Raw genomic sequence first — 24,964 nt, 5'->3', positions numbered from 1 at the left:
ATGATCTCGTCAGGTTTTTGCGCCTGGAAGATGCGCGAATTCTGGCGAAGGCCCAGCCGCCACAGGGCCGGTTTGACCTCAAGACTGTAACGGGTACGGCGAAAGCCGCTGTCCCCTTGAGCAAACTCGCTCACCACCCCGCACACCCGCCGCTGCAGCTCGCCGTCATACCACACCAACAGCTCGCAGGGCTGATCCAGCACGGCGGCAACGTCGATATCCGGCTGGGGGCTGGCCAGCTCGAGCCTCAGGGTGAAGGGGGCACTGAGCGACTCCTGATGCTGGAAGGCCGCCACCGCAAAGGTCTCGGGGGGCAGCGCCCCCACCTTGACCGTGAACTGTAATCCTGTGTTATTGGCCATCTCGCGCCTCATGCAATCTCTTGATTCGCCCGCTGCGGGCTTGTTCATCCCGGCCGGGAGCGGGCTCAGCCCGCCTGTCCACTGCCGCTGCCGATCACCACGCCGCCACAACCGACGGCACTACCGGTGACCGCGATGGGCTTGCCGTTGACCAGCACAGAGCCCACGCCACCCGAGATGGAGCGGGGATGGGGCGGGTTGTTGGGCTTGTCGTGGGGCTCCAGGGGATCACCCTGGCGCGCCACCGGCTTGTTATCGAGAAACACGTCCGGGCTCGCCGCGATCACCGGGGAGGGGTGAAAACCGTCGTGATCGGTTCCGATGTCGCCCAGCAGGGCGATGGATGGGCACATAGCTATCTTCTCCGGATAAGGGGGATCACCTGACAGCCGATTAGCAGGCAACATGCCAACTGGCATGGAACAAAAACCGCTTCATATTCAACGGTTTTTCCCTAATCCCCCGATGTGAACCGGCCGGATGCGCAATTTGTTGCGCAAAACCGCCGTTTACCACTGCACGCCTTGCCTTGTCAGCATAATATTTCGACCCTGGCGCAAGCTGTTGCGCCAGGCAGAACAAGTGACTAGCCCTTTGGCCTTTGCAGGTTATAAAGACGAATACCCAGTCCCTTGAGCTCATCCTCCATCCCCTTGATCTCAGCCGGGGAGAGGGGATCACTGGCCGCCTTGCGACGCTCGAGCGCATCCAGACGCTGTGAGAAAGGCTCACCCGCGGTCAGGTTTTTCTGGATCTCGTAGAGGGCCCCCTTGAGGTAGGAGATGGTGACCGTCTTGCGTTGACGCTCCAGCTCCTGCAGTCGGTCCAGCAGATCCGCCACCCCGTCCTGGGCATAGAGATAGGCCTCACCCTGGGCGCTCTGCCCCAGATAACGCTGCAGGCTCTCCTGCCACTGGCGGTCCATGGCCTTGACGGCCAGCGAATCGGGATAGAGCAGTTGCAAAGAGTCCCGCAGCCCGTCGCCATAGCGGATGAGTGCCAGGGGAGAGGCCTGCTCGACCCGTTCCAGCTGCCGTTGATAGTCAGAGACGAGATCCACCTCCATACCCTGCAGCGCCTGCTCACCGACGGCGATGCGAACCCGGCGGATCTCCTCATAGGCCGGCGCCTTGGGCAGAAGTCCGGCCGGTTGCTGCAGCAGGGCCACCGCCTGTTCCGTCGCCTGACGCTGTTGCTGCCAGCCCCATCCTGCTGCCACGGGAATGGCGCAGGTGAGCAGGCCACAGGCAAACCAGAACCAGGCCGGCTTGGGCTTCTTGTGGGCCTCAATTTTCAACACTGTGGGCTTGACCGCCCCCTTCTCCCGACCGACCAGTATGCTCCCCTGGGGCAGCGCCGGGGCGGACGAGGCTATCTCATGCTCCCCGTCAGACTTGAAAAAGACCATGGGGGGAACCTGCATATCCTCTTTTCGCAGGCTCTGCTCATCGGAGACGATGACGATCTCGGTCTCGTCAAACAGATGGGTGTACCCCTCGATGAAGTGGATCAGATTCTCGATGCGTGGAATACGGCTCAGCCCCGCGTTGTGCAGTCTCTCGCTGATAAGCTGAAGCGCCCGCTCGCAGCGATAGACCAGACGCTTCTCCTCGTGGCTGATGGAGTATTGGCGCACCACATCGCTGATCCGGGCGATAAACCAGTCGAGCATCTCGATGCGGGCGCGCTCCTGTTGGCGTGGGGGCCAGAAGGCATCCCACTGGGTCACAATCAGGTTGGCCAAAAACTCGCAGCCCTCGGTAAAGCCGTTTAACCCCTGCAGCCGTGAGCGCGCCAGGGTGAAGTAGAGGGCCGTCTGCAGATCGACGCCGTGCTGCTCGAAGATACGGGTCGCCAACCTGTGTACCAGGGTCCAGTCCACCTCGGGACGGGAGGCATGGCTCAGCTTGTTGATTTCGGCTCGCAGCGCCTCGTATTCGGGCAACATACGGGGATCGCGCCCCACCTTGAGGGCCTGCTGTGTCTCTTGCATGACGTGTGTCCAGTTAAAGCGGGGCCCTTGGGCCCCACTCGGGTTAATAGAGGGTCTCGGGTAGACGGAATTGGCTGAAGAGGCCGCCGGCAAAGGGGTTGTGGCTCGCATCGGTATAGACCCGATAGGTCATGGCCCCCTGATCGACCGGGAAGCGCACGTCAAACGTCGCCTCGCTCACCTTGGTCAGCTCTCCCTTGTCCATCAGGCGGAACATGGCCCAGGGCCCCACATACCCCTGGCTGCGCGGAGAGTGCTCACGGTTGGCCGGCACCAGAGTCAGCTTGCTCTCGGCCCCGTCACGCATGGTGTTGGGCCAGATGAGCGGCGTCTTGGTACGGCGGCCATGGGCATACTCGAGCAGTTGTCCGTCGATATTGATGACGCTGCGCCGCTTGTTGGCCGTGAGCTCGATGGGTTCCAGGGCGAACTGCACCTCCAGGTTCCCCTCGCTGTTGAAGAAGGTCTGACGGATACGTGCCGCCCTCTCCAGCTGTTTGACCAGCTCGGCCTGGATGGGCGACCCCAGCTCTCCCTGTAGCAGACCACTCTCTACCATGGGTTTGAGGTTGGTCTGATAGAAGCTGTCCAGGGTGCCGCCCGGCGCGAAGAAGCGCTCCATCTCGGAGAGGGGAGCATCCTTGGCGGCGTTCATATCGAACGGGTAGCGACCGGCCAGCTGGTTGTTGAAGGGGGTCACCACCTTCTCCTGCCACTCCTGATTGAGGGAGGACATGGCCAGATCGACCACCAGCTGGGCACTCTGCTCGGCCAACTGACCGACCCAACGGTTGAGGGGCTCGGGCAGGCCACGGGCATATTGCTGCAGGGCGAAGACCGGATCGGCGTACTTGTTGCCAAGGCGCAGTTGCACCGCCTTGAGAGCCGACTGTCCCGGGTCGGTGGCGTTCACGATGAGCTCGAGGTAGTGGTAGAGCTCGGTGAGCTTCTGGTTAACCTCGGAGATAAGGGGCCCCTGCTCGCCACGGCCGCTCAGCACGGCATTGGTGTTCAGGAAGGGGCGACCGATCCGGGCCGAGAGAGCCTGGCTCATGTCCTTCTCGTCGTCGGAGAGCTGACGGATCCGGGTGTTGTCGTCCAGGGTGGCCAGTACCCGCTGGAAGGGTTGATCGTTACCCGTGATGGCCGCGATCACATCGAGCGCCTGCTCGGGAGTGGTCAGGGGCTGCACATCCAGATTCACCATCACCTTCTGCCACTGGTTTACATAATCGGTGACGTAGCGATCGTTCACCTGACGAGTGATCTCCTTGCGATCCGCATCGCTCAGGTGGGTCTGCTTGCGCTGCCCCAGCACCCAGGCATCCATGGCAGTCAGATCCACCAGGGCCTGATCCTGCTTGAGGAAGAACTCGCTAAAACCGCTCCAGGTCAGCAGGCGCGGCACGCTGCCGGCGGCCTCGTTACGCATCATGAAGACGGTATCGAAGGTGGGCCCCACCTCGTCGCGCAGGGCCAGATCCGGCGGCAGCTGCTCCTGCCCGCGCGCCACCATGCTCTGGTAGACCCGCTGGAACATGGGCAGCTTACCGAGCTCGATCTGGGCGGTGCGGATAGGCTCGCGGAAGGGGATGAAGGCCTCAATGGCGGCCTGATCCTTCTGCTGACGTGATCCATACCAGTCGGTGTGTTGCAGGGCATAGTCCAGGTGCGCCATCAGTTGCTCCTGCTGCGCGCCCTGACCCGGGAAGGCGGCCTGCCAACGATTGGCCATAAACTGCTCGACCAACTCCCGATTGCGACCAGAGGCATCGTCCAGCATCCGCATCACCCGCAAGATGGCGAGCTTCTCTTCACTGCCTGCCGGCACCCGCTCCAGATCTCCCTTGAGGCCGGCCATCACGGCGGGCAGGAAGCGCAGGCGCAGCAGTTGCAGATAGGTGCCCTCCACATAGGGGCCAATCTGATCCCCCTGATAGAGGCCAAGATCGGCGATCCAGGGGGTCTTCTCCCGGTAGTTGCCAAACGAGAGGGTCGCCTCGCGGATCAGGTTAAGACGGGGCAGCTGGCTGTAGCCAAATCCCTGCTGGCCGCTGAGCTCATTGGTATCGGTAAAGGCCTGCGCCTTGGTCAGCACTGTGCGTCCCGCCGCCTCGTTGACCCGGTAGAAGTGGTGCCATCCAGCCACCAGCAGAGCCCCCGCCAGACCCAGACAACCGACACCGATGGCCATGCGGCGACGGCGATAGAGGGTGTGAAGGCGGTTCTCACCGGCCAGGTGGGCCTCGGGGAAGATGACGCCGGAGAAGAGCCCCTTGACGAAATAGGTGGTCGACTCACCGCGCAGGGCCGGGTGGATCGGCTCGGCCAGCTCATAGCGCTGGGCGGTCGCCTGAATGAAGGCATCGAAAGGGACCCCCTGCTGATAGACGGAGCTCACATAGACACCCCGCATCAGCAGCGGCTTGCTGTCACGCTCGTCGAGGATCTCGCCGAGCAGCTCCAGCACGTAATCCCGCAGACCGGCCAGCTGGCGGGTAAAGGCAAACAGGGCCGCACGCTGACTGGCATCGAGGCCCTGGGTCATCATGGCGGGCAGGTTGCCGTTGAGCTGGCCCACCCACTGCTCCCAAAAGGCTTCCAACTCACCGAGCCACCCCTTGCCGCTGCTGGCATCCGGGCTGAAGGTGGCCCCCAGCACCGCCTCGCGTCCGGCCTTGTCCAACTGCTGGTAGAGCGCGTCGAAGCCGCGCAGCAGATCGAGCTTGGTAAAGACCACATAGAGGGGAAGCCGGGTATTCATGGCCAGGCTCACCTCCTGCAGACGAGCCTTCATCAGCTGGGCATAGGCCTTGCGCTCGGCGACACCGGCCTGGGCCAGCCAGCCGAGGTCCACCGCCAGAACCAGGCCGTTGAGGGGCTGGCGACGGCGATGCTCGGCGACCCACTGGAGCAGGTGCTGCCAGAGTCGCTCACTGCGTCGCTCGTTGGGGGCCAATTCAGACTCTGAGTGCACCAGAAGGGTACCGTCAGGATCCAGCATCACCGCCTGCTCCCCAACCCAGCACTCCACGGCCAGCTCAGAGGCGTGATCCCTCAACTGGGCATCCAGACGGGGATTGAGGCGACTGGGGGGATTGGCACGGTGGATCAGGCTGCTCTTGCCGCTGCCACTCGCACCCAGTACCAGATACCAGGGCATGGCATAGAGTGCCCCCTTGCCCAGTTGCTCGCGCAGGGCATCGAGCCAGCGGTCGAGGAAGTGCCCCTGGGCCTCCACCAGAGGCTTGACCGGATCGGCCTCGTTCTCTTCCTGATCCCGTCGCTCGGCCTTGAGCTGCTGCATCTTCTTCCACATCCGCCAGGAGAGGATGCCCAGGATCAGCCAGAGCCAAAGCAGGGTAAATACCACCCGGGTCCACAGGGGTTTGAGGGGTTGGCTTTCCCCCAGTTGCAGGACCGGCCCCAACCACCAGACGAGGAGCAGGACCAGGGTCCAGAGCACGATGCCAACCAGGGCCCAGGAGGGCTTAAGCTTGCCAACGAGCTGTTTCATAAAGGTAAAAATGGTCTTAAACATAACTGAAAATGCAACTCCGAATGTATCAGCTCGACCGGGAGGTCGCGTGACGCTCCAGGCGGCTGACCAGCCCGGGCTCCCATTGGGCAAGGCCGAGACGCACGGCCTCCTGCCACAGGTGTTGATAGTGTTGGGCGGCGAGGCTCTTCATCCCCTCCCCCGCCAGCAGTTCGGCCCCCGCCAGTTGGCCGTAGAAGCGTTCTCGTGGCTCCTTGATGCGACCGAGCCGCTCGTCGAGCAGCGCCAGCGCAGCCGCCAGCCCCTGACCCTGACAACAGCTGGTGAGCTCTCCTTGCAGCGAGGTGTGCCCCTCCCCCTGTGCGGCACTGCCCGGTTGCAACCACTGGCCACACTCGGCGCTGAGGAAGGGGGTTCCGTCGCTGAAGGCCAACTCTCGCAGGGCAGGCAGGCGCTCGATGAAGGCCGCCAGCTCCTCGCGGATCGCCTCGGCCACGGCGCCTTGACCCAGACGGGTCGCCACCATGGCCGAGAGCTGGTGCCCCTCAAACCAGTAAGGGGCCAGCGTGAGGCTCTGCTCGATGCGCCCCCACAGGGCCGCGTCGGGCTGGGCGAGGGCGGCGCGATACTCCTCCACCATGTCGGCCGACATGGGGGCGAGCGGTGTCTTGTTGCCCTTGCTGGCCATGGGGGGCGCCGTGATGGTGCTCCAGATGGCGTTGCGGCGCAGACGATAACCGATGGGCGCCTCGGGCTGTTGCTCGATCAGGAGCTCGGCCACCTTGAGCTGGCTCTGACGCCAGGCCCGCTCACTCGAGGCATCGATCTGAGCCCCCGAGCCACCACCGGTCGCTGCCGACACCACGGGCGCTGCCACCGGAGCGGCATCCACCTTGGCCTGCTCCTCCTGACGGCGCTGTGCCCGGCGCAGGGTCATCACCAGCTCGCCGAGCAACGCCTCCTTGTCCGGTGCCATCGTTAGCCAACGCTGCTCGAACCCTTCTGCCAGGGTAAGCAGTTGCCTGAGCTCGGCCGCCGAACCCTGTTCGCAGACCCGCCCCAGCACCCCTTCGAAGCGCTTGATGATCTGGGAGAGTACCCGCTGCTTCTGCAGGGCGCTGGCCGGGAAGGCCTTGTCCCAATAGGCCTCGACCCAGGCGTCGAGGAGCATCAGGGCGGTGGCAAAGGGGGTCGCCTTGGCCGGATGCTGCAGACAGCGCAGCAACTGGGCCAGTACCCGCATGTCCTTGGTGCGGCTCTCGAGCAGGGTCAGGCAGTCGCCGGAGACCTTGCCGAGATCCACCTGGCTGTGGGCCAGGGAGCCGAGCTTGACCAACTCGGTCTCGACCGATTCCCAGAGCGGGTCGTCGGCAGCGACGGCGGCAGAGACGGCGGCCTCCGGCAAGGGGGCCAACAGTCGCTGGCACCAGGGGTGGGCATGAGCCATCTTGCCTCCTACCAACGACACTGCTGGCGCAGGGGGGCGAGAGCCGCCCCCAGGCCGGTGAGATCGACACGCAGCTGGGCTCCCTCGCCCCTCAGAATGAGTTCTCGCCCGGCGCTCCAGCGCTTGAGCTCATCGATGGCGGGCAAGCCACGTCCGAACTCGAGCAGATAGCCGCCGTCGCGCACAAACCAGCTTGCCGACGCCGGCTTGCCATCCACCTCCCCTTGCACCTCCCCCTGCCAGGGGGTGTCGAGGCGCACACGAATACGGGTGATGCTGCTGGCACAGGCGATGGAGAGGGTGGCGCCGCGCAAGGCCGGGCGCGTCAGGGTGAGGGTCTCCCCCCGCTCGGTCAGCATGAAGGGGGCACTTTGCCCCTCACGGGCCGACTCCAGCTGCTGGATCTCGCGCCATGCCTCGGCACGGCCCGGATCGCTGCTCTGCTCCTGACGCAGTCCCAGGGTGTCATAACAGGCCAGCCGTACCAGAGGCGCCGGCTCGTTGCGGCACTGCTGCCACTGGGCCTGCCAGTCGACGGCACTCCCCTGAAGCGCCAACAGGGGGACAAGCAACAGACTACTCATCAGTTCACCTCCAGCTTCTGGCACTTGTGATCCAGGGTGCGCTTGGGAATGTTGAGGCTCTCGGCCACCAGCATGCGATTGCCCTGGAAGTAGCGCAGCCGCGCCTCGATGACCGAGGCCTCATACTGCTGCATCGCCTGGCGCAGATCCCGGATGTGATAGAAGTCATCCTCAACCGGTGCATGCTCGGTGCAGACCCGTTCGCGCAGGGTCGCCGGCAGCGCCTCGAGGCGGATCTCCCGCCCATCCGGGGTATGGGCCGAGGCCACCTCCAGCAGGTTCTTGAGCTCCCGCACATTGCCCGGGAAGTCATACCCGACCAGCTGTTTGAGGAAGCTGCGCTGCATGCCGGCAAGGCTCTTGCCCTCCTGGGCGGCGAACTGGTTGATAAAGTGCTGGCTGAGCAGGGGGATGTCGTCGGGCCGCTCGCGCAGCGGAGCCACCCGCAGCAGACACTGGCAGAGACGGTGGTAGAGATCCTGGCGAAAACGCCCCTCTTCCACATGCTGCTCCAGGGGCTGGTGGGTGGCCGCCACCAGGCGAAAGTCCGAGTGATACTCACGGTCGCTGCCGAGCGGGCGGAAGCTACGGGTCTCCAGCACCCGCAGCAGCTTGGCCTGCATCGCCTGGGGCATGTCCCCTACCTCGTCGAGGAAAAGGGTGCCGCCGCAGGCCTGGGCGATGAGCCCTGTCTTGTTGTTTTGGGCCCCGGAGAAGGCCCCCTTCTGATAGCCAAACAGCTCGCTCTCGATGAGGTTCTCCGGAATGGCGGCACAGTTGATGGCGACAAAGGGTTTGTCGCTGCGGGCCGAGCACTGGTGCAGCAGACGGGCCACCACCTCCTTGCCGGAGCCGGTCTCCCCCTGGATCAATACGCTGAGACGATGGCCGGCAGCCTGGCTGACCTGCTCGCGCAGACGGCGCACCTGTGCCGACTGGCCAATCAGGCTCTGCTCCAACCGCAGATCCAGCTGACGGCGCTGCTCCCCCTCGCCCTTGAGCTGGCGCAGGGAATCGCGCAGGGCGCTCTCGCCACGGCGTGACTGGCCCAACTCCCGGATGAGGCCGAGCTGGCGGATAAAGAGGGCGCTCAGCAGCGTTAACGACTCGTCCTGCTCCCACTGCTCGAGGCGGGCGGCCTCGTCGAACAGGGCCAGCACGGCCAGCAGCTTGCCCTCCCCGTCCTTGAGGGGCAGACAGAACATGCCGCAGTGCTGCCCGGCGCCACCCAGCATGCTCCGAAAACCGGCGTGCTCGACACGGGCGCCACCGTAGAGGGAGTCCCAGGTACGGGCCTGCCCCTTGTGCAGCACAAAGGCGATGGGGTGACTGAAGTCATCCACCCCCAGAGTCAGGGTGACGGCATTCTCTCCCATCCACCCCTGGCAGTTGAGGTCTCGCCCGCTGGGGGCAACCCGCGCCAGCAGGGCCCCTTGCGCAGACCACCCTTCGCGCAGGGTGGTCAGCAGCCACTCGCCGAGGGGGGCCTCGTCCCGGGCCGAAATGAGCGACAGGGCAAACTCGAGCGCCTGTTGCATGCTTAGCCCTCCACCTCGGCTCTGAACTCACCGTCCTCGACCCGGAAGTGAACCCGGCTGATGGGTTGCCCGGCGGCGAGACGCTGCAACAGTTGCAGGGAGACAGGCGGAAGCAGGGCGCCGTCGATCACCGACTCGAGCATGCGGGCACCGTTCTCGCTGCGGTTGGCGCGGCGCAGGATCTCCTCGTGCACTTCGCCGGGGATCTCCACCTCGGCACCGAAACGCTCCTTGAGCAGGGTGATCAGACGTTTGAGCTTGCCCCCCACAATCTCGACCAGGGTATCGTGGCCAAGCGGCAGGTAGGGGATCACCTCCATCCGCGCCAGCAGCGCCGGCTTGAAGAAGGCGGCGAGTTCGGGATAGAGGGCGTCCAGCAGGGCGTCGGGACGCTCGGCATAATCGACGATGGTCTGGAATCCCAGGTTCGAGGTGAGGAAGAAGACCACGTTCTTGCAATCGATGACGCGCCCCTCTCCGTCGGCCAGCTCGCCCTTGTCAAAGGCCTGGTAGAAGAGGTTGAGCACATCCGGATGGGCCTTCTCCACCTCATCGAGCAGCACCACAGAGTAGGGCTTCTGGCGGATTGCCTCGGTCAGCACGCCACCCTCGCCGAACCCCACATAGCCGGGAGGAGAGCCAATCAGGCGAGAGACGGTGTGCTTCTCCTGATACTCGGACATGTTGATGGTGGTCAGGTACTGGCGACCGCCAAACATGAGATCGGCGATCTGCACCACGGTCTCGGTCTTGCCCACCCCGCTCGGGCCTACCAGCAGGAAAGCCCCCAGCGGACGGCCGGGACGACGCAGGTCGGCACGGGCGGTGAGCAGATGACGGTGCAGATGTTCCACCGCCACCCCTTGTCCCTTGATGGTGGCGCCCAGGTACTCGGGCAGTCGGGTCACCACATCGAGCTCCCCCTGGGAGATGCGATTCAGGGGCACCCCGGTCCACTCGGCGATCACCGCCGCCACCTGGATCTTGTCCACATGGGCCGACACCAGCACCGAATCTTGCTGCAGCGCGGCCAGCTCTTCCTCGAGGCGGGAGAGCTCCCCGGTCAGGGAGGGCATCTCTTCCGTCCCCTCTTCGGCCTGGGGCTGCTCACCGTCGAGCAGGGCGGCGCGCAGCTCGACGATCCTGTGTACCAACCCCTGCTGCTGCTGCCACTGCGCCTGACGCTCGGTCAGGGCGATGCGGTCGGCCTCCTGGGCGGCAGTGAGCTCGGCCAGACGCTCGGCGTTGTCACCCAGGCCGATGCGACTCTGGCGCTCGAGCTGGCTGATCTCGAGCTCGCGCTGGCGCAGGGCGTTGCCGAGGTGGCTCACGGCGCGGGGCGGCGTGGTCAGGTTGATAGCGACCCGGGCACAGGCGGTGTCGAGCACGTCGATGGCCTTGTCCGGCAGCTGACGCCCGGAGACGTAGCGGGCCGAGAGTTGGGCGGCCGCCTGCAGCGCCTCTTCATCGATGAGCACCCCATGGGCCTTCTCATAGATGGTGCGCAGACCGCGCAGGATGACGGTCGCCTCATCGGCGTTGGGCTCACCCACCTTGACCAGCTGGAAACGGCGCGACAGGGCCGCGTCTTTTTCCACGTATTTCTTGTACTCGCTCCAGGTGGTGGCGGCGATGGTGCGCAACTCACCACGCGCCAGGGCCGGCTTGATCAGATTGGAGACATCCAGCCCACCGGCCTGGTTACCGGCCCCGATCAGGGTATGGGCCTCGTCGATGAAGAGAATGATGGGACGAACCGACTCCTTGACCTCCTGCATGACCCCCTTGAAGCGCTTCTCGAACTCCCCCTTGACCGAGGCACCGGCCTGCATGGCACCGAGGTCCAGGCTCAGCAGCTCCACCTCGCGCAGCTTCTCGGGAACCTGATCCGCCACGATGCGCAGGGCCAACCCCTCGATAAGGGCGCTCTTGCCGACTCCCGCCTCCCCCACCACGATGGGGTTGTTCTTGCGGCGACGAGAGAGGATGTCGATCATCAGATCGATCTCGTGATCCCGGCACAGGACAGGATCGAGCTTGCCCTGGCGCGCCTGCTCGGTCACGTTCTGGGTGAAGCGTCCCAACAGGGTCGCATCGGTGGCGACGGGGGCACCGTCACCGCTCTGGGCGCCGCCGCTGACCTCGGTCTCGGCAGACTCGCGTACCCACTCATCGAACTGCTGACGCACCAGCTCGCGGTTCACCTTGGCCAGCAGGCGGACCACAGAGGCAGACAGGTAGCGCGTCGGTGTCATCAGCAGCACCAGCAGCATGACGCCACTGCGCAACTTGCCGTGTTGCAGTTCGGCAGAGGCGAGCAACCAGCTGTCTTGCAACCACTCCACCAGCAGGGGTGAGAAGGAGGGATACCCCTGATCGAACCCTCGCTCGGCCTGGTTGGGTTGCAGCAGAGCGCGCAGCTCGTCGAGCTCCACGTCGGCTCGTTTGAAGATCTGGCGGACGTCGGAGAGGGGGGTATCCATCATGCGCAGCAACAGATGCTCGATGCGGATCTCGGCCCCCTGGTGGTTCACACAGAGGGCGGCGGCCTCTTCCAGCATGTGGCGGCAGATGGGGTTGAGTCGTTCAACCAATACCGGCAGTTCGATTCGAATCAAGGCGTGCTCTCCTCTTATTTTAATAATTCGCCCAGTTGACGCAGCAGGTCCTGGGTCTGGTTATCCAGTTGGTAGTGATAGAGGCCGAAGATGAAGGCCAGCGCCAGCGCCGTCACGATGGACAGGGTGCGCAGGGAGAGCTGGCGGCTCAGGCGGTAGTGCGAGGGCTGACGCCCCAGATCCAGGTGAAAGACGGTCGGCGCCCGGGTCTGTTCCGGATAGAGGGTGCGCTGAAGCTGACGCACCACGCGCTCAAACTCCTCCCGACCGTTGCTCATCACCCGATAGCGGCCCTCGAAGCCGAGGCACAGGCACAGGTAGATGAACTCGAGGATGTCCCGGTAACGGCTCGGCTCCTCCTGCAGCTTGGCAAGCAGGACGAAGACCTTCTCCCCGCCCCAGGTCTCGTTGTGAAAGCGGGTCAGCAGGGAGTGTTCCGACCACTCGCTCTGACTGCCCCACTCCCGCCCCATCACCGCCTCGTCGATAAAGGTGCAGAGGATGTAGCGAAACGAGAGGACCACGCCATTCTCGTAACCGTGTGCCACCAGCTCCTGCTCGATGGCCTGAATCTCGGTGACGACCCTGTGGTAGAGCTCACCGACCCGGTCGTGAGTCGACAGCTGGCGCACCCGCTGCACCATACCGAGCAGCGGAGTGGCCGCGTCGATCATGGGATTGATGCTGTGGCCACGCAGGCGAAACCAGTAGTCGGAATCCATGTCGATCTGCTCGGCATGGTCGTAGAGCAGATCGCTCAGTTGCTCGTTCTTGATGATGTCGCTCGTCATCGTTCACCTCGTCATTGGCTGCGGATGGCCCAGAGCTGCATGTCGAGCTCGGGGAAATCGCCGGCGATGTGAAAGGCCAGGGTGTTGCCCTGGGCCAGCATCTGCCAGGCCGGGCTCTGCCGGTCGAGCTGGAAGTAGCTGTAACCGGCGTGATAGGGCAGCTGACGCGGCGCCACCGGCAGCGGCAGCAGGGGGATCCCCGGCAGCTGCAGGCTGATGAGTTCCCGGATCTTGTCGCTGGAGGCGATCTTGGTCTGCTGCAACAGCTGTTTGCGCAGCTGCTCCTGGGGCATGCGGGCCCGCACCGCCAGCACGAAGTCGGCGCTTTGCATCAGCTCGCTCTCCCCGACCACGGCCACCATGACCCCATACTGGTGCTTGCGCAGCTGGATGGAGACGGCGCGCGGCGAGAGCACTGTACTCAGCGCCTGGCGCAGGGCCTGCATGACGGGCTCGAAGCTCACTTGCTGATCGTCGTGACGATAGGCGGGGAATTCGGGGGGCAGGCGCGACTCGTCGGTGAAGGTCATCAACTCGCCACACAGTTGCACCAGGGCCTCGTGCAACCGCTCCGGATGGAGGGTACCGAGACGAGCCAGGTGCGACAGCTGGGGCTGGGCCCGGTTGAGAAGCTGCAACATCATAAATTCGGCCACATCGGCCACCCCTTGTTGGCCGGGGGCGGCAATGCGCTGGGAGAGGCTGCGGGCGCGTTCGGCCACCAGACCCGCCGACTCGCCGAGGAACCGCTTGAGAGTCGGGATCGCGGCCACGCTGATGCTGCAGGGCATAAAGTTGGGATCGAGCACCAGCCCGCCGTCCGGCCGCTTGTCGAGAATACGGGCGATGGCGAGGGAGGCGTAGGCACTGCGGTCTTCACGCTCCAGCATGAGACGCAGGCTCACCCGCCCCACCTCGAGAGAGGTTACATCGCCCCCCTCGCTGTGGAGATCCCGGATGTCGTGGCGATGGGCCTGCAGCCGGGTGGCGATCTGCTGACCCTGCTCGCTCACCTCGTTGACACCGCTCACCGACAGAGGCAGTGCCAGATAGACCTTCTGATTGGCCACCGAGGCATCGGTGATCTCCAGCGGAGTCGGCAGGAGATCATCGCCGGGAATATGGAACACGGTGCCATCGGGCATGACGCCACTGGCTGAGACCAGGGCGATCCGTCCGAAGTTGAGATACTCCTCGTTGATGAGGAGCGACTGGACCCCGTACAGGTAGTCGCCGAGGGCGCTTAAGCGCGCATGCAGCAGATAGTCTGCATGCCGCTGTTGTTGCTGGAAGTGCTGGGGCTTGATAAAGAGCCCCTCACGCCAGATAACCCGATTTCTGCTCGACATGGTTATTCTTCTTCTTTTTTCAGTTCGACTTCATCCAGGCGCAGGTGCACCAGGATCTGGTAGGCCCGCCCCTTGCTCTTGACCTTGATCACCTTGCGCCACTCGGCGCTGTCGGGGTCGGCATAGCGGGCGATCACCCCGATGTAGCGGGTCTTCTCATCGAGCTTGACCGGCGGCAAGTATTTAAACTGGCCCGGCAACAGGGTGTAGTCCTGGTGCTCCAGGTAGTTCTTGCCCAGGGCCTTCTCGATATCCTCGGTCACCTGGTCATAGTCGGTTGCGAGCAGCTTCGAATCCTCTGCCAGCACCACCACCTGAAACTCGATGGGCGCGGCCTCCCCGCTCTCGTTGGGGTTCACATCCGGCTCGGCCAGCAGGCTCAATCCCAGGGTCGAGGGCTGGTCATCATGACTGCCCACCTGAATGTCCGGATTCATGGCGACGTCGGCCATCTTCCCCATGGTGGTACAACCGGCCAGCAGCATCAGCAGGGAGCCAAGGAGCAGGGAGCGCATCATCAGATCAGCCCCTGCTCTTCACGCACGGCCCGGTCATAGGCCTGGGCATAGACCTGATGGAACAGCTTGTCGAAACCCTGCTGGCGCACCGACGTGAGCTCCCGGTAGTAGTGCTGGTACATCTCCCAGGCCCACCCCTCATCGGTCGCCTCGCCGCTGCGGCGGTAGTGCTCGAAGCGGCCCAGCAACGCCTCGGGGGAGAAGGCCTGCAAGATGGAGCCGAGGGCGGTGGCGATCGCCTGCTGGTTGGCAAGATGGTGAATGCGCACGTTGCGCAGCACCTCGGCCACCGCGGCCGGGGCCGCCAGATGGACCGGGCTCTTGCCATCGGCGAAGAGCAGCGGCAGGGTCGCCTCGTAGTCGAGACCCAGGCGCAGGGGGTTATCCTCGATGGGACGCAGGTGCTTGTCCGCCAGGGCGGCCTGCTCCTGTTGCAGGGCCAGCAGCCCCTCCACCATGGTACGCAGGGTCTTGCCCATCTCCTCGAGCATGTCGTGAGCCTGTTGGGTATCCCGGGTATGCAGATGCAGCCCGAGCCCACGCATCAGGGGGGTCAGGGCAACATGATCCTGCTCGTCCAGCCCCGGGAAGGGGGCGTGACGGCTGTCGATGTGGGGCATATCGATAAATTCCTGATCCATGGTGTCCTCTGATGTGAAATGGGCATTGAACGGGGCGGTATAGAGGGATGGCTCATCCCGCTGCGCCGTCGGATGAATGGCGGCTGCATGGGCCTGCTCGAGGGCCCAGAGGGGGTCGTTCTCACGGCTGACCGGCTCATCGGTCACCGAGGGGGCATCGCTGGCGAGCCAGTCATCAAGCTCCTCGGCAGGACGGTTGCCGAGCACCTGCTCTATGCTGGGGTCGGCCTGCACCGCCCCCAGATAAACCCGCAGCCGATAGGGGCCGACGACCACCTCGTCCCCCTGCTGCAGATGCACCTTGCGACCACGCCCGATAGGGGCGGTCGCGCCATTGATGAAGGTCTGGCCGCTCAGGTCGCACAGACAGTAGTGACCGTCGTGCAACTCGATTCGGGCATGGGCCGGCAACACGGCCCCCAGGCGGTCTCTAAGCTGCCAGTCGTCCAGTTCGGAGGCGCCGAGAGTGCCCCCGTCCTGATCAAACTGGTACTGGACCCGGGTTCCTCCCTCGAGCTGCTCGCTGTTGAGCACCACCAGGGAGAGGGCTTGGTTAAAGGCGTTCACGGTTACTCCTGCACGCATATGGTCACAAAGGGGTCACTCGGAGGCTGACCCAGAAAACTGCTCCAGCCGAGTCGGCCACTCTGCTCCTCACCCAGGCAGAGCCCGCGAGCCTGCTCGGGGCCGAAGCCCAGGCGCAGATCCCAGGCGAGCTGATCGCGCAGGATGAAGGAGACAAACCGCACCAGAGGCTGAAAGTGTTCTCCGTTGGGAAGAAAGCTCAGAAACTGCTCGAAGCCGAGATCGTTGAGGCGCAGTAAAAACTTGCCGGCACAATCGTTGACCCGCGCCCCTATCACCAGATCACCCCCGAGCGTGCTGTTGGCACTGCCCAGACGGTTCTGCTGGTCCGGATGGATAGGCACCTTGCGCGGCTGCCACGCTTGTACCTCGACCTGCTCCAGGTCAAAACAGTGGGAGACCAGACCGGCCACCACTTCGGGAGAGCGGCTGGGGCTGGCCAGCATCCCGGCATAGGAGAGCATCTTGGCCCGGTTGACCGGCAGGCTCTCGCGCACCACCTGGTTGCCAAGCCCCACCAGCGCAAACATCAGGCGAGAGAAGCCATCCTCCCCCTCGTCCTGGAAGCGAACGTGGTAGCGGTATTTGCGCCACACCCTGTGGAGCAGGGTGAGCAGACGGTGATGAAAAAAGTCGAGGAAGAGACCGAGTTTGGGCTCCCCCTGGGCATACTCCCAGGCCAGATCGTCGAGGTAATAACCGGGCATGGGGGACTGGCTGCCGTGCAGGCCGAGGAAGGCGACCTCCAGCTGATGGCGCCCCTCCCGATCCCGACTGACCCCGAGCACATCGCTGGTGGGGAACCCCAGGGAGGCGGTCGCCTTGAAGCGGATCCTCTCCTCGGCGGGCAGATAGTCGAGCCCCCCTTCCTGATCCACCTGCTCGAGTCGACTGATGAGCTCGACCAGCTGGAAGAAGTTGAAGCGGGGGGCCTCGTCGGCCTCGATCACATCATGGAGTGCTGACCAATCTGTACCGGCCATCGGTAGCGCTCCTTGTTATCGAGGTTGACCACCTCCAGCAGGTGAAAGGCATTCACGCTCGCATAGAGGGAGAAGAAGTGAGCCAGCACGGTACCGAAGAGATAGAGTTCCCCTTCGCTGCCAAAGGCGCTCTGACGCATAAAGAGCTCTGACTTCAGCCCCCGCACCGGCATGCCGCGCACCAGGCGATCGACCGGCCGGGTCTCTATGTTCTCGATGCCGGCCAGGCGCTTGCGCGAGGCCAGCTCGGCCTGCTTGTCATGGAGCGCCGGAAAATCGTAGGTACGCAGGATCTGCACCAGCGCATCCCGACGCAGCAACGAGACATAGTTGAGGGAGAGGTTGGAGATAAGGGTCCAGTGCAGGCTGCCATCCAGCGCGGGGCGCAGGGGACGGGTCGGCCTGGTCAGATTGCGGAAAGTGGCAAACGAGGGAGAGCTCCCGGTCGGCACACAGATGCTCCCCACCCTGAGTTGGGATGCCTTGGAGCGATTGGTACAGGTCAGGGTCACCGACACCGACTCGTCGAGCTCGAGCACCTCGGTCTCATCCCCCCGCACAAATGCCAGTGAGTGATCGAAACCATCACCGCTCACCGCCTCGCGAACCCGAACCCGGTAGTAGAGGGCCTCACGCCCTCTGGCCCGCTCAATCTGATGCTGGAAACTCTCGAAAGGCTGGTACTCCCGCACCATGCCACGGGAACGGCCCAGATTACCCTCGACCCAGCCCTCGACCCGATCGACCGAGAAGATCTCGAAGCTGTCTGCCTGGCGATAGCTTGCCTTGAGGGGATACTCGGTCTGGCGCCCATCCAGACTGATGGGTTCGCTGTCGTGGGAGAAGAGGTTGATCGCCGGCACACAGTTGATCATGAAGGAGTCCGGGCGGATCTTCAGCTCGGCAGGCAGGGGCCTGTCGAAACAGAAACTCAGACGAAAATCGCTCACCGGCAGCGGCTGATTGGGCCACTGGGCACCGGAGAGGTTGAAAAAGAGGAAGCTTTCGGGGAAGCAGAAAAACTCCTGCAAGATGCGATACCCGGAGTAGACGTTGCCCGGATAGGGCAGCAGGGCATCCTCCCGCTCGAAACCGATGGCCTTGAGGGCCGAGGCCTCCTGCCGGAAGCGCTTGCCATCGATCTCCAACTCGATATGGGAGAGCTGGCCGCACAGCCAGTAATAGAGTTCATAGGCGGTATAGCTGTCTCCCCCCAGATGGAAGCAGAGCTTGTCCAGCTGCAACTCGGCCAGGGTCAGGGGCCCATGGAGGGCGATATCCAGGGTGATGGTCGAGAGATCGTTGCCGCTCTGGGCACGAGTCTCGCGAATATCGGCCGGATAGACCCAGGCATCGTGACAGGTCTGGAAGTGGCATACCACGTCATCCTGCGGCAGGCTGTCGAGCTGACAGCCACGCTCGACCAGCGCGGGCTGGTTGATGGCACCGGGAATGACAGAAAACTGCATGATGGTCATGCTCGGCACCGGCCTCAGGTAATTGGGCCAGAGCATACCGAGCAGACCGTGGGTCAGCTCTGGAAACTCGTCTTCGATCTTGGCCCGCAGACTCCCGGTCAGAAAGGCGAACCCCTCCAGCAGACGCTCCACATCGGGATCCGTGGTCTGCTCGGAGAGAAAGCGGGTCAGCTCGGGATGAGCATGGGCAAACTCGCGCCCCTGCAGGCGCAAGTAAGACAATTCATCCCTGAAAAAGTGTTCCAGTGGCATAGATCATCACACCATTCGATAGTGGCGGTGGCTGTCCATATGGATATTGAAGGCGGTCACCTGCTCTATCTCCTCCAGCCGTACATGAGCCGTCACTTGAAAGGACATCTCAAGAGGGCTGGCCTGATGGTCTGGCGAGCGCACATCGACGTGTACGATGCGAGGCTCATAGCGGCGAATACACTGCCGTATGGCTTCACGGATCCGACCGTGAATGTCGGCGCCCCCCTGGGTGGCATCGTTGAAATCGATGACCCCCAGATCGGGTGCGCTGCGGCATCCGCCGGGTCGGGTGTTCAGTACGCTATCGAGTTGACGCTTGACCGACTCAATCAGGATCTCGACATCGCTTCGTGAAGAGGGGTTGGCCCCCTCCCCACGAATGCGTTCGAACAGGCTTGCCGCACTCCCTCTATCCCAGGATGAGAGAGACGGCATGAGACCTTATTCCTTGTCCAGACGGCCTACCAGAGAGAGCTCGAAGCTGGCGCCCATGTACTTGAAGTGCGGGCGCACGGACATGGCAACCTGATACCAGCCCGGCTCACCCTCGACATCCAGCACCTTGATCTGGGCGGCACGCAGGGGACGGCGGCTGCGCACGTCTGCCGGCGGGTTCTCCTGATCGGCCACGTACTGCTTGATCCAGCCATTGAGCTCGCGCTCGAGATCCTGACGCTCTTTCCAGGAGCCGATCTGCTCGCGCTGCAACACTTTGATGTAGTGGGCCAGGCGGTTGATGATGAACATGTAGGGCAGTTGGGTACCGAGTTTGTAGTTGGTCTCGGCCTCTTTGCCTTCCTTGGTGTTCGGGTAGATCTTCGGTTTTTGCACCGAATTGGCGGAGAAGAAGGCGGCGTTGTCGCTGTCTTTGCGCATGGTCAGGGTGATAAACCCCTCTTCGGCCATCTCGTATTCACGACGATCGGTGATGAGCACCTCGGTCGGGATCTTGGCCTGCAGCTGACCCATGGCCTCGTAGACGTGTACGGGCAGGTCGGTGATGGCACCACCGCTCTGGGGACCGATGATATTCGGGCACCAGCGATACTTGGCAAAGCTGTCGTTGAGGGCGGTCCCCATCAGGTAGGCGGTGTTGCCCCACAGATAGTGATCGTGGTCGCCGCTGATGTCTTCCTTGTAGTTGAAGGTCTTGATGGGGTTCTCAACCGGATCGTAGGGCAGGCGCGCCAGGAAACGGGGAGCGGTCAGCCCCAGATAACGGGCATCTTCCGACTCACGCAGGGAGCGCCACTTGGTATAGGCCGGGCCTTCGAAGACCGACTTGAGATCCTTGATGGAAGGCAGATCGGTAAAGCTGTCGACCCCGAAGAAGGTGGGAGCCACCGATGAGATGAAGGGGGCATGGGCCATGGCACCCACGGCACTCACGTACTGCATCAGCTTGATATCGGGTGAGCTCTGGGTCATCGCATAGTCACCGATGACGGCGCCGATGGGTTGACCACCAAACTGGCCATAACCGGTGGAGTAGACGTGCTTGTAAAAGCCGGACTGGGTAATCTCGGGTGCGAACTCGAAGTCTTCCAGCAGCTCTTCCTTGGTGGCGTGCAGCACCTGGATCTTGATGTTTTCACGGAAATCGGTGCGGTCGACCAGCAGCTTCAGGGAACGCCAGGTGGACTCCAGCTCCTGCAGCTCTTTGGCGTGCAGGATCACGTCCATCTGCTTGCTGAGCTTCTTGTCCAGCTCGACGATCATGCTGTCGACCAGGGCCTTGTTGACCGGCTCGGCCGCATTGCCGCTATCCAGGATATTGGCCACCAGGGCGGCGATACCCTGCTTGGCAACACTGTACCCTTCATCGACCGGAGTGATGCGGGCCTGCGCCATGATCTCATCGAGCAGGGACCCCGAAGTGCCGGCGACACCGGCTTGTACTTGTTCTTCAACCACAGACATATTCAACTCTCTTCAGTCAGGCCGATCACTCGGCAGGCTTAACCAGATCCAGCTCTTTGAGCAGCTGATCACGGGCTTCTTCGCTGGAAAGCAGATCCTGCAAACGATTGCGGAAGGCGGGGATGTTACCCAGGGGCCCCTTGAGGGCGACCAGTGCCTCACGCAGCTCGAGCAGCTTGCGCAGCTCGGGAACCTGCTCGGCCACGCTATCGGGCGCAAAATCGGCCATGGAGGCAAAGCTCAGCTTGACCGGAAGGTCATCCTGGCTGCCTTCTTCCAGGCGATTCGGCACGCTGAAGCTCAGCTCCAGCCCCGACTCTTTCATGACGGAAGAGAAGTTATTTTTGTCGATGGAGACAGTCTGACGCTCTTCGATCGGCGTCTCTTCGGTGCGTCCTTTCATGTTACCGACCACCATCATGGTCAGAGGCAGCTCGATCTCCGCCTGCTGCCCACCCGTGGCAGGTACATATTTGATGTTAATCCGCTCTTTGGGCGCAACGCTTACGCCATCAGTTCCTTTTCCCATGCTCATATACCATGTAGAGGCCAACGCAGGCCTGAAGTGTAAGGTCGCCAGACAATATGCAACCTGCCACATCTGACAGTTTGACATTGCCATATTACCGGCACTACCGGTAGCGACCTGCAACGGCATGCCCTGAGCAATTTGAGCGCAGGCTCTAATTACTCAAAGCACAATAAAACCGTATTTATTAACAACCCGATTAGTAACTTGGTTCTTTGACCAAATCTTTTTTAGTGGCTCGACGGCCAATTTGCGCAGAATGATATACATGATTGATTCACCGGGTCAATCAGATGTTGGACTCAATAACAGCCAAACAAAAAAGCCTTTAAAAACAAACAAGTATATTCTGAATAGCCTCATTATTGTACAAGCAATGACAAAAGAGGAAATAATAAATCAGAGTGGGAAATCAAGGGGTGAAATTAGACTTCCGTTATAATCAATTATCAAAACAACACATTGCGACAAAACCTGCCGCCGCCAGAAATGTCACCTGTCAGATCTGACAGGTATGTACAAAACGTGGCCTGGAAAAGTAATAAAATAAAAAATAAAAACCATGAGTCACTAATAAAGAAATAAATTGGCACTCATTTCAATCTGTTAGTTTGAGATGAATCAACAAGGGTAACTCGAGCCGTCAAAGCCTCGATCTGCGCCGACAAGTATCCAAAAATGAGGAGGCAGCCATTCGGCTGCCCCACTCTATCCTTTCTGTTGTTTACCAAACCAGTGCTGGGCTAACCGCTGGGCTTGCTTCACCTCGTCGGGCTTCATCCCCGACTCCAGCTCATCGCGCGCCTTGATCGCCTCTTCCATGCCATCGGTCGCCGCCAGTGAGAACCAGGCATAGGCATGCAGGCGATTCTTCGGCCCACCCAACCCCTCTTCACGCATGGCCCCCATCCGATATTGGGCCATGCGATTTCCCTGCATGGCAGCCAGACGATACTCCCGGTAAGCGGCGGGGTAGTCATGTTCCCCACCCAGACCCCATCGCAACATCTCGGCATAGGCCAGGCGTCCCCGTTCATCGCCCTGATCCGCAGCCCTGGCAAACCATGCTCTGGCCTGAGTCTGTTTACCCTGCTCCCGATAGAGTTTTCCCAGCGCCAGCTGCGCCTCGGGGAGCCCCCCTTGAGCCGCCAGGATCAGGTAGCGCTCTCGCTCATCGGCATCCCCTTGCTGCAGGCTGAGCTGATATTGAGCCTCATGGGAACCGCTCTGGGCGGCGCGCTCTAGCCAGTAGCGACCCATCTCTTCATCACGCTCGAGCCGATCACCGGTGAGATAGGCCATGGCGAGCCAGAGTTGTGCCTCGGCGACCCCTTCATGGGCCGCTTGCTGGTAATAGTGCAGTGACTCCTCACCACTGGATTCCCGCCCCATCCAGAGCAGGGCCTGTGGCTGTTTCTGAGCCGCGGCTCGGACATACCAACGCTCGGCCTCTGCACGGCTCTTGAGGATGCCATTGCCCGTTTCATAGCGACGAGCCAGCTCATACTGGGCGTCCTTGTTACCCTGTTTGGCGGCTTTCTCAAACCACTCGACCGCCTCTTCCCCTTGCTCTGGTTTACTCCCATACCAAGCGGCCAGCACCAGCTGGGCGTCGGCGTTGCCGCGTTCGGCCGCCGATTCGAAGTCATCGATACAAGCTGCGACCACCTTGCCCCCGTGGCTTGCCTGACAGGCCACCCCAAGGCGGTAATCGGCGATGCCACTGCCGAGGCGGGAAGCCTTGCGCCACCACAGTTGAGCCTTGGCCGGATCCTTTGGCTCACCGAGCCCGGCCTGATACCACTCCCCCACCTGCAAGGAGGCCTTGGCTCGTGTCCCCTTATCGGCGCCAAGCTCACCGCCATCGGCGGCGCGCTTCATCCATCTCATGGCTTCCGGGTAATCGGGTTTGGCTGCGAGGCGAGTGGCCAGCTCATACTGAGCCCGCCCATCGCCTTGAGTCGCCGCTTGCGCCAGTTTGGCGTCGGTGAGGGAGGAGGTGGATGTACAGGCGGCGAGCAAGCCGCTCGTCAGCGCCAACCATAAAGCACGGTGTATCATGGGAAAATCCATACTGAGTGAAAAGAGAGGCGAACGGGCAGCGGGGCCTGCAACGAGCCGGCTACAATCGCATCATCGCCTGAGCGGTCTGCGCCCTTCATGTCTCCCTTCTTTGGGCTATTCAGACATTGACGTCACGGGCACCTGAGGCGAAAACCTCGGGAGGGATCGAGACAAGGGCATATTCAGACTCTTTAGATTTTGAGAAATAACCACCGGTCTTCTTATTCACCAACTTCAGAGTACCAACATTAGACTGCCACTTTATGACCCATTGGCTTTCCCTATAGACCATATAGGCAAAACCACATCGGTTTTCCTTCCCGTCGTGTATGCCGTAATCATCGTACAGCATGCACCCCACCATGCCCTCTCCGACATCTGCAGCGGGCAGGTCATTATATTGTGCCTTCTCTTTACCACCCTCTACGTGCCTGACCCTGAGCGTGCTCTCATCAAGCCTGTCTACCACAATGCAACACCCTGAAAAATCAGGAGTAAAAACATAGTGAGGCTCGCCATTTTCCGGATGAAGAGGTATATCAACGAACCCGCCTTGGGGGGCCCAATAAGCATACTCCGCATGGTTTCTGATCCCGGCGCCAGGCCTCTCTCTCTGATGAGCCAATTCCAACGTATAAACAACACTGTCATCGACGAGCGTGTTCCGGGCAATGCTGAATATTAATTTATCATCGCGACGAGATAACATGCCGTTATCTAACATAGACCCGGTCATAAAGGTCTCGCCGGCATCATTCAATGCCTGGGCGACGGGCAAATAAGAGACGGCGACCACTTTCTTCTCGACAGGGCCGGAGGTGTTGATGGGCAAGGGTAACCCGGCTCCCGCGGGGGGAATCTTCCAACGATCCACGCTGACGGCAGCCTGATTGGAGACCGTGCTTGCCGTATTGCCAGAGGTAATGGAATCGTTGCCCCCCATCACCTGAGTCGGCGGCTTCTTTGCCACAGCCTTGTCTGAAGGAGAGGCCGTTACCGACAAGGGCGCCAGAGAGTCCATGCTCTTTGTGGATACAGGCCCCTCTATCTGGGCCGGTGGTGCATCGGGTTTTGCCACCCCCTTGGTCAGGCCTGGAGCCTTGCCTCCCCAACCGCTGCCAGAGCCCGGGCTGCCGCCCGAGTTCATCTTGATGGTCGGGCCGACCAGGGTAACGCCGCCACCATCGACCTTGATAAAACAGCCGCCCACCTTGACGGTGATTTCAGACCCTGCCTCCAGTACCACCTTGGCGCCGCTTTTGACATGCATCTCCTGTCCGACCTGGGTGAGCCAGCTCTGCCCCAGCTTCTGGTGCAGGCTGGCATCGACCGTCAGCGAGTAGTCCGCCTTGATCTGGTCGCGCTTCTCCCCCTCCACCGTCAGGTGGTCATTGGCCTTGATGCGGGTCACCCGCTCATTGTCGATATCCCGATGCTCGTCGTGCTTGATATGCCAAGCGGCATCGTTCTCTATCAGCACGTTCAGGTCTTTCTGACCGTGGATATAGATCTCTTCCTGCCCCGCCTGGTCTTCGAAACGCAGCTCGTTGAAGCCCTCGCCCTGGTGGGTCTCGGTGCGCAGCACGGTGCGGGTCTTGTTGGCCGGAAGCGGGTACGGCGGCCGGTTGGTGGCGTGATAGGTGCGCCCGGTGATAATCGGCTGGTCCGGATCCCCTTCCAGGAAACTCACGATCACCTCGTGGCCGATACGCGGAATGGCCATCATGCCGTACTGGCCGCCGGCCCAGCCCTGGCTCACCCGCACCCAGCAGGAGCTCTGATCGTTGCTCTCGCCATAGCGGTCCCACGG

18 protein-coding genes and 1 pseudogene are annotated in these 24,964 nt (G+C 62.2%); all 19 read right to left on the bottom strand.

Annotated elements, in window-relative coordinates:
* Window positions 1-362, bottom strand: a 362-nt coding sequence (locus AB5Y48_RS02840; RefSeq protein ID WP_368163710.1) for a contractile injection system protein, VgrG/Pvc8 family, incomplete at its 3' end; no start/stop codon positions are given.
* 65 nt (window positions 363-427) lie between these two features.
* Window positions 428-715 (bottom strand): type VI secretion system PAAR protein, encoded by a 288-nt coding sequence (locus AB5Y48_RS02835; RefSeq protein WP_050664773.1) that lies wholly within the window; start codon window positions 713-715, stop codon window positions 428-430.
* Between the two features lie 233 nt (window positions 716-948).
* Complete coding sequence (locus tag AB5Y48_RS02830; RefSeq protein ID WP_368163709.1) at window positions 949-2,355, bottom strand: VasL domain-containing protein; 1,407 nt, start codon at window positions 2,353-2,355, stop codon at window positions 949-951.
* 43 nt (window positions 2,356-2,398) lie between these two features.
* The gene (gene tssM, locus AB5Y48_RS02825; RefSeq protein WP_050664771.1) at window positions 2,399-5,896 is read right to left on the bottom strand and encodes a type VI secretion system membrane subunit TssM; all 3,498 of its coding nucleotides are present in this window, start codon (window positions 5,894-5,896) and stop codon (window positions 2,399-2,401) included.
* Window positions 5,897-5,921: 25 nt separating this feature from the next.
* Window positions 5,922-7,301, bottom strand: coding sequence for a type VI secretion system protein TssA (gene tssA, locus AB5Y48_RS02820; RefSeq protein ID WP_050664770.1), 1,380 nt, complete (start codon window positions 7,299-7,301; stop codon window positions 5,922-5,924).
* A gap of 8 nt (window positions 7,302-7,309) precedes the next feature.
* Window positions 7,310-7,885 (bottom strand): type VI secretion system-associated protein VasI, encoded by a 576-nt coding sequence (vasI, locus tag AB5Y48_RS02815; RefSeq protein WP_224161348.1) that lies wholly within the window; start codon window positions 7,883-7,885, stop codon window positions 7,310-7,312.
* Window positions 7,885-9,423: a sigma-54-dependent Fis family transcriptional regulator gene (locus AB5Y48_RS02810; RefSeq protein WP_050664768.1), complete on the bottom strand. Its 1,539-nt coding sequence runs from the start codon at window positions 9,421-9,423 to the stop codon at window positions 7,885-7,887. Before AB5Y48_RS02810 ends, vasI begins: the two co-directional genes overlap by 1 nt.
* 2 nt (window positions 9,424-9,425) lie before the next feature.
* On the bottom strand, window positions 9,426-12,041 hold the full coding sequence (gene tssH, locus AB5Y48_RS02805) for a type VI secretion system ATPase TssH (protein WP_224161349.1): 2,616 nt from the start codon (window positions 12,039-12,041) through the stop codon (window positions 9,426-9,428).
* Between the two features lie 14 nt (window positions 12,042-12,055).
* Window positions 12,056-12,832 carry a type IVB secretion system protein IcmH/DotU gene (icmH, locus tag AB5Y48_RS02800; protein WP_050664766.1) on the bottom strand — a complete coding sequence of 259 codons (777 nt, stop codon included), beginning with the start codon at window positions 12,830-12,832 and terminating at the stop codon, window positions 12,056-12,058.
* 11 nt (window positions 12,833-12,843) lie between these two features.
* The gene (tssK, locus tag AB5Y48_RS02795; RefSeq protein WP_050664765.1) at window positions 12,844-14,181 is read right to left on the bottom strand and encodes a type VI secretion system baseplate subunit TssK; all 1,338 of its coding nucleotides are present in this window, start codon (window positions 14,179-14,181) and stop codon (window positions 12,844-12,846) included.
* Between the two features lie 2 nt (window positions 14,182-14,183).
* On the bottom strand, window positions 14,184-14,699 hold the full coding sequence (tssJ, locus tag AB5Y48_RS02790) for a type VI secretion system lipoprotein TssJ (protein WP_050664764.1): 516 nt from the start codon (window positions 14,697-14,699) through the stop codon (window positions 14,184-14,186).
* Window positions 14,699-15,907, bottom strand: coding sequence for a type VI secretion system-associated FHA domain protein TagH (tagH, locus tag AB5Y48_RS02785; protein WP_050664763.1), 1,209 nt, complete (start codon window positions 15,905-15,907; stop codon window positions 14,699-14,701). The genes tssJ and tagH overlap by 1 nt, the downstream gene beginning before the upstream one ends.
* A 2-nt stretch (window positions 15,908-15,909) precedes the next feature.
* On the bottom strand, window positions 15,910-16,908 hold the full coding sequence (tssG, locus tag AB5Y48_RS02780; protein WP_050664775.1) for a type VI secretion system baseplate subunit TssG: 999 nt from the start codon (window positions 16,906-16,908) through the stop codon (window positions 15,910-15,912).
* Window positions 16,872-18,638 (bottom strand): type VI secretion system baseplate subunit TssF, encoded by a 1,767-nt coding sequence (tssF, locus tag AB5Y48_RS02775; protein ID WP_136614237.1) that lies wholly within the window; start codon window positions 18,636-18,638, stop codon window positions 16,872-16,874. The genes tssG and tssF overlap by 37 nt, the downstream gene beginning before the upstream one ends.
* Before the next feature lie 6 nt (window positions 18,639-18,644).
* On the bottom strand, window positions 18,645-19,076 hold the full coding sequence (gene tssE / locus AB5Y48_RS02770; protein WP_082177855.1) for a type VI secretion system baseplate subunit TssE: 432 nt from the start codon (window positions 19,074-19,076) through the stop codon (window positions 18,645-18,647).
* Between the two features lie 6 nt (window positions 19,077-19,082).
* On the bottom strand, window positions 19,083-20,561 hold the full coding sequence (tssC, locus tag AB5Y48_RS02765) for a type VI secretion system contractile sheath large subunit (RefSeq protein ID WP_050664760.1): 1,479 nt from the start codon (window positions 20,559-20,561) through the stop codon (window positions 19,083-19,085).
* Window positions 20,562-20,586: 25 nt separating this feature from the next.
* Window positions 20,587-21,090 (bottom strand): type VI secretion system contractile sheath small subunit, encoded by a 504-nt coding sequence (gene tssB / locus AB5Y48_RS02760; RefSeq protein ID WP_050664759.1) that lies wholly within the window; start codon window positions 21,088-21,090, stop codon window positions 20,587-20,589.
* Between the two features lie 708 nt (window positions 21,091-21,798).
* Window positions 21,799-23,151 carry a tetratricopeptide repeat protein gene (locus AB5Y48_RS02755; RefSeq protein WP_368163708.1) on the bottom strand — a complete coding sequence of 451 codons (1,353 nt, stop codon included), beginning with the start codon at window positions 23,149-23,151 and terminating at the stop codon, window positions 21,799-21,801.
* 1,102 nt (window positions 23,152-24,253) lie between these two features.
* Window positions 24,254-24,964 (bottom strand): annotated as a pseudogene (locus AB5Y48_RS02750) (type VI secretion system Vgr family protein); the annotation flags it as partial.

This window comes from Aeromonas sp. R6-2 (assembly GCF_040908155.1).
Lineage (GTDB): Bacteria > Pseudomonadota > Gammaproteobacteria > Enterobacterales > Aeromonadaceae > Aeromonas > Aeromonas schubertii.
This window is presented reverse-complemented; position numbering and strand designations above follow the sequence as displayed.

Bases quoted from the DNA above. Each gene is read 5' to 3' on its own strand.
- AB5Y48_RS02830 (WP_368163709.1), bottom strand. From the start codon at position 2,355: ATGCAAGAGACACAGCAGGCCCTCAAGGTGGGGCGCGATCCCCGTATG.
- tssB (WP_050664759.1), bottom strand. From the start codon at position 21,090: ATGGGAAAAGGAACTGATGGCGTAAGCGTTGCGCCCAAAGAGCGGATT.
- AB5Y48_RS02810 (WP_050664768.1), bottom strand. From the start codon at position 9,423: ATGCAACAGGCGCTCGAGTTTGCCCTGTCGCTCATTTCGGCCCGGGAC.
- AB5Y48_RS02755 (WP_368163708.1), bottom strand. From the start codon at position 23,151: ATGATACACCGTGCTTTATGGTTGGCGCTGACGAGCGGCTTGCTCGCC.
- tssJ (WP_050664764.1), bottom strand. From the start codon at position 14,699: ATGATGCGCTCCCTGCTCCTTGGCTCCCTGCTGATGCTGCTGGCCGGT.
- tssK (WP_050664765.1), bottom strand. From the start codon at position 14,181: ATGTCGAGCAGAAATCGGGTTATCTGGCGTGAGGGGCTCTTTATCAAG.
- tssF (WP_136614237.1), bottom strand. From the start codon at position 18,638: ATGCCACTGGAACACTTTTTCAGGGATGAATTGTCTTACTTGCGCCTG.
- vasI (WP_224161348.1), bottom strand. From the start codon at position 7,885: ATGAGTAGTCTGTTGCTTGTCCCCCTGTTGGCGCTTCAGGGGAGTGCC.
- tssE (WP_082177855.1), bottom strand. From the start codon at position 19,076: ATGCCGTCTCTCTCATCCTGGGATAGAGGGAGTGCGGCAAGCCTGTTC.
- tssM (WP_050664771.1), bottom strand. From the start codon at position 5,896: ATGTTTAAGACCATTTTTACCTTTATGAAACAGCTCGTTGGCAAGCTT.
- tssA (WP_050664770.1), bottom strand. From the start codon at position 7,301: ATGGCTCATGCCCACCCCTGGTGCCAGCGACTGTTGGCCCCCTTGCCG.
- AB5Y48_RS02835 (WP_050664773.1), bottom strand. From the start codon at position 715: ATGTGCCCATCCATCGCCCTGCTGGGCGACATCGGAACCGATCACGAC.
- icmH (WP_050664766.1), bottom strand. From the start codon at position 12,832: ATGACGAGCGACATCATCAAGAACGAGCAACTGAGCGATCTGCTCTAC.
- tssG (WP_050664775.1), bottom strand. From the start codon at position 16,908: ATGGCCGGTACAGATTGGTCAGCACTCCATGATGTGATCGAGGCCGAC.
- tssC (WP_050664760.1), bottom strand. From the start codon at position 20,561: ATGTCTGTGGTTGAAGAACAAGTACAAGCCGGTGTCGCCGGCACTTCG.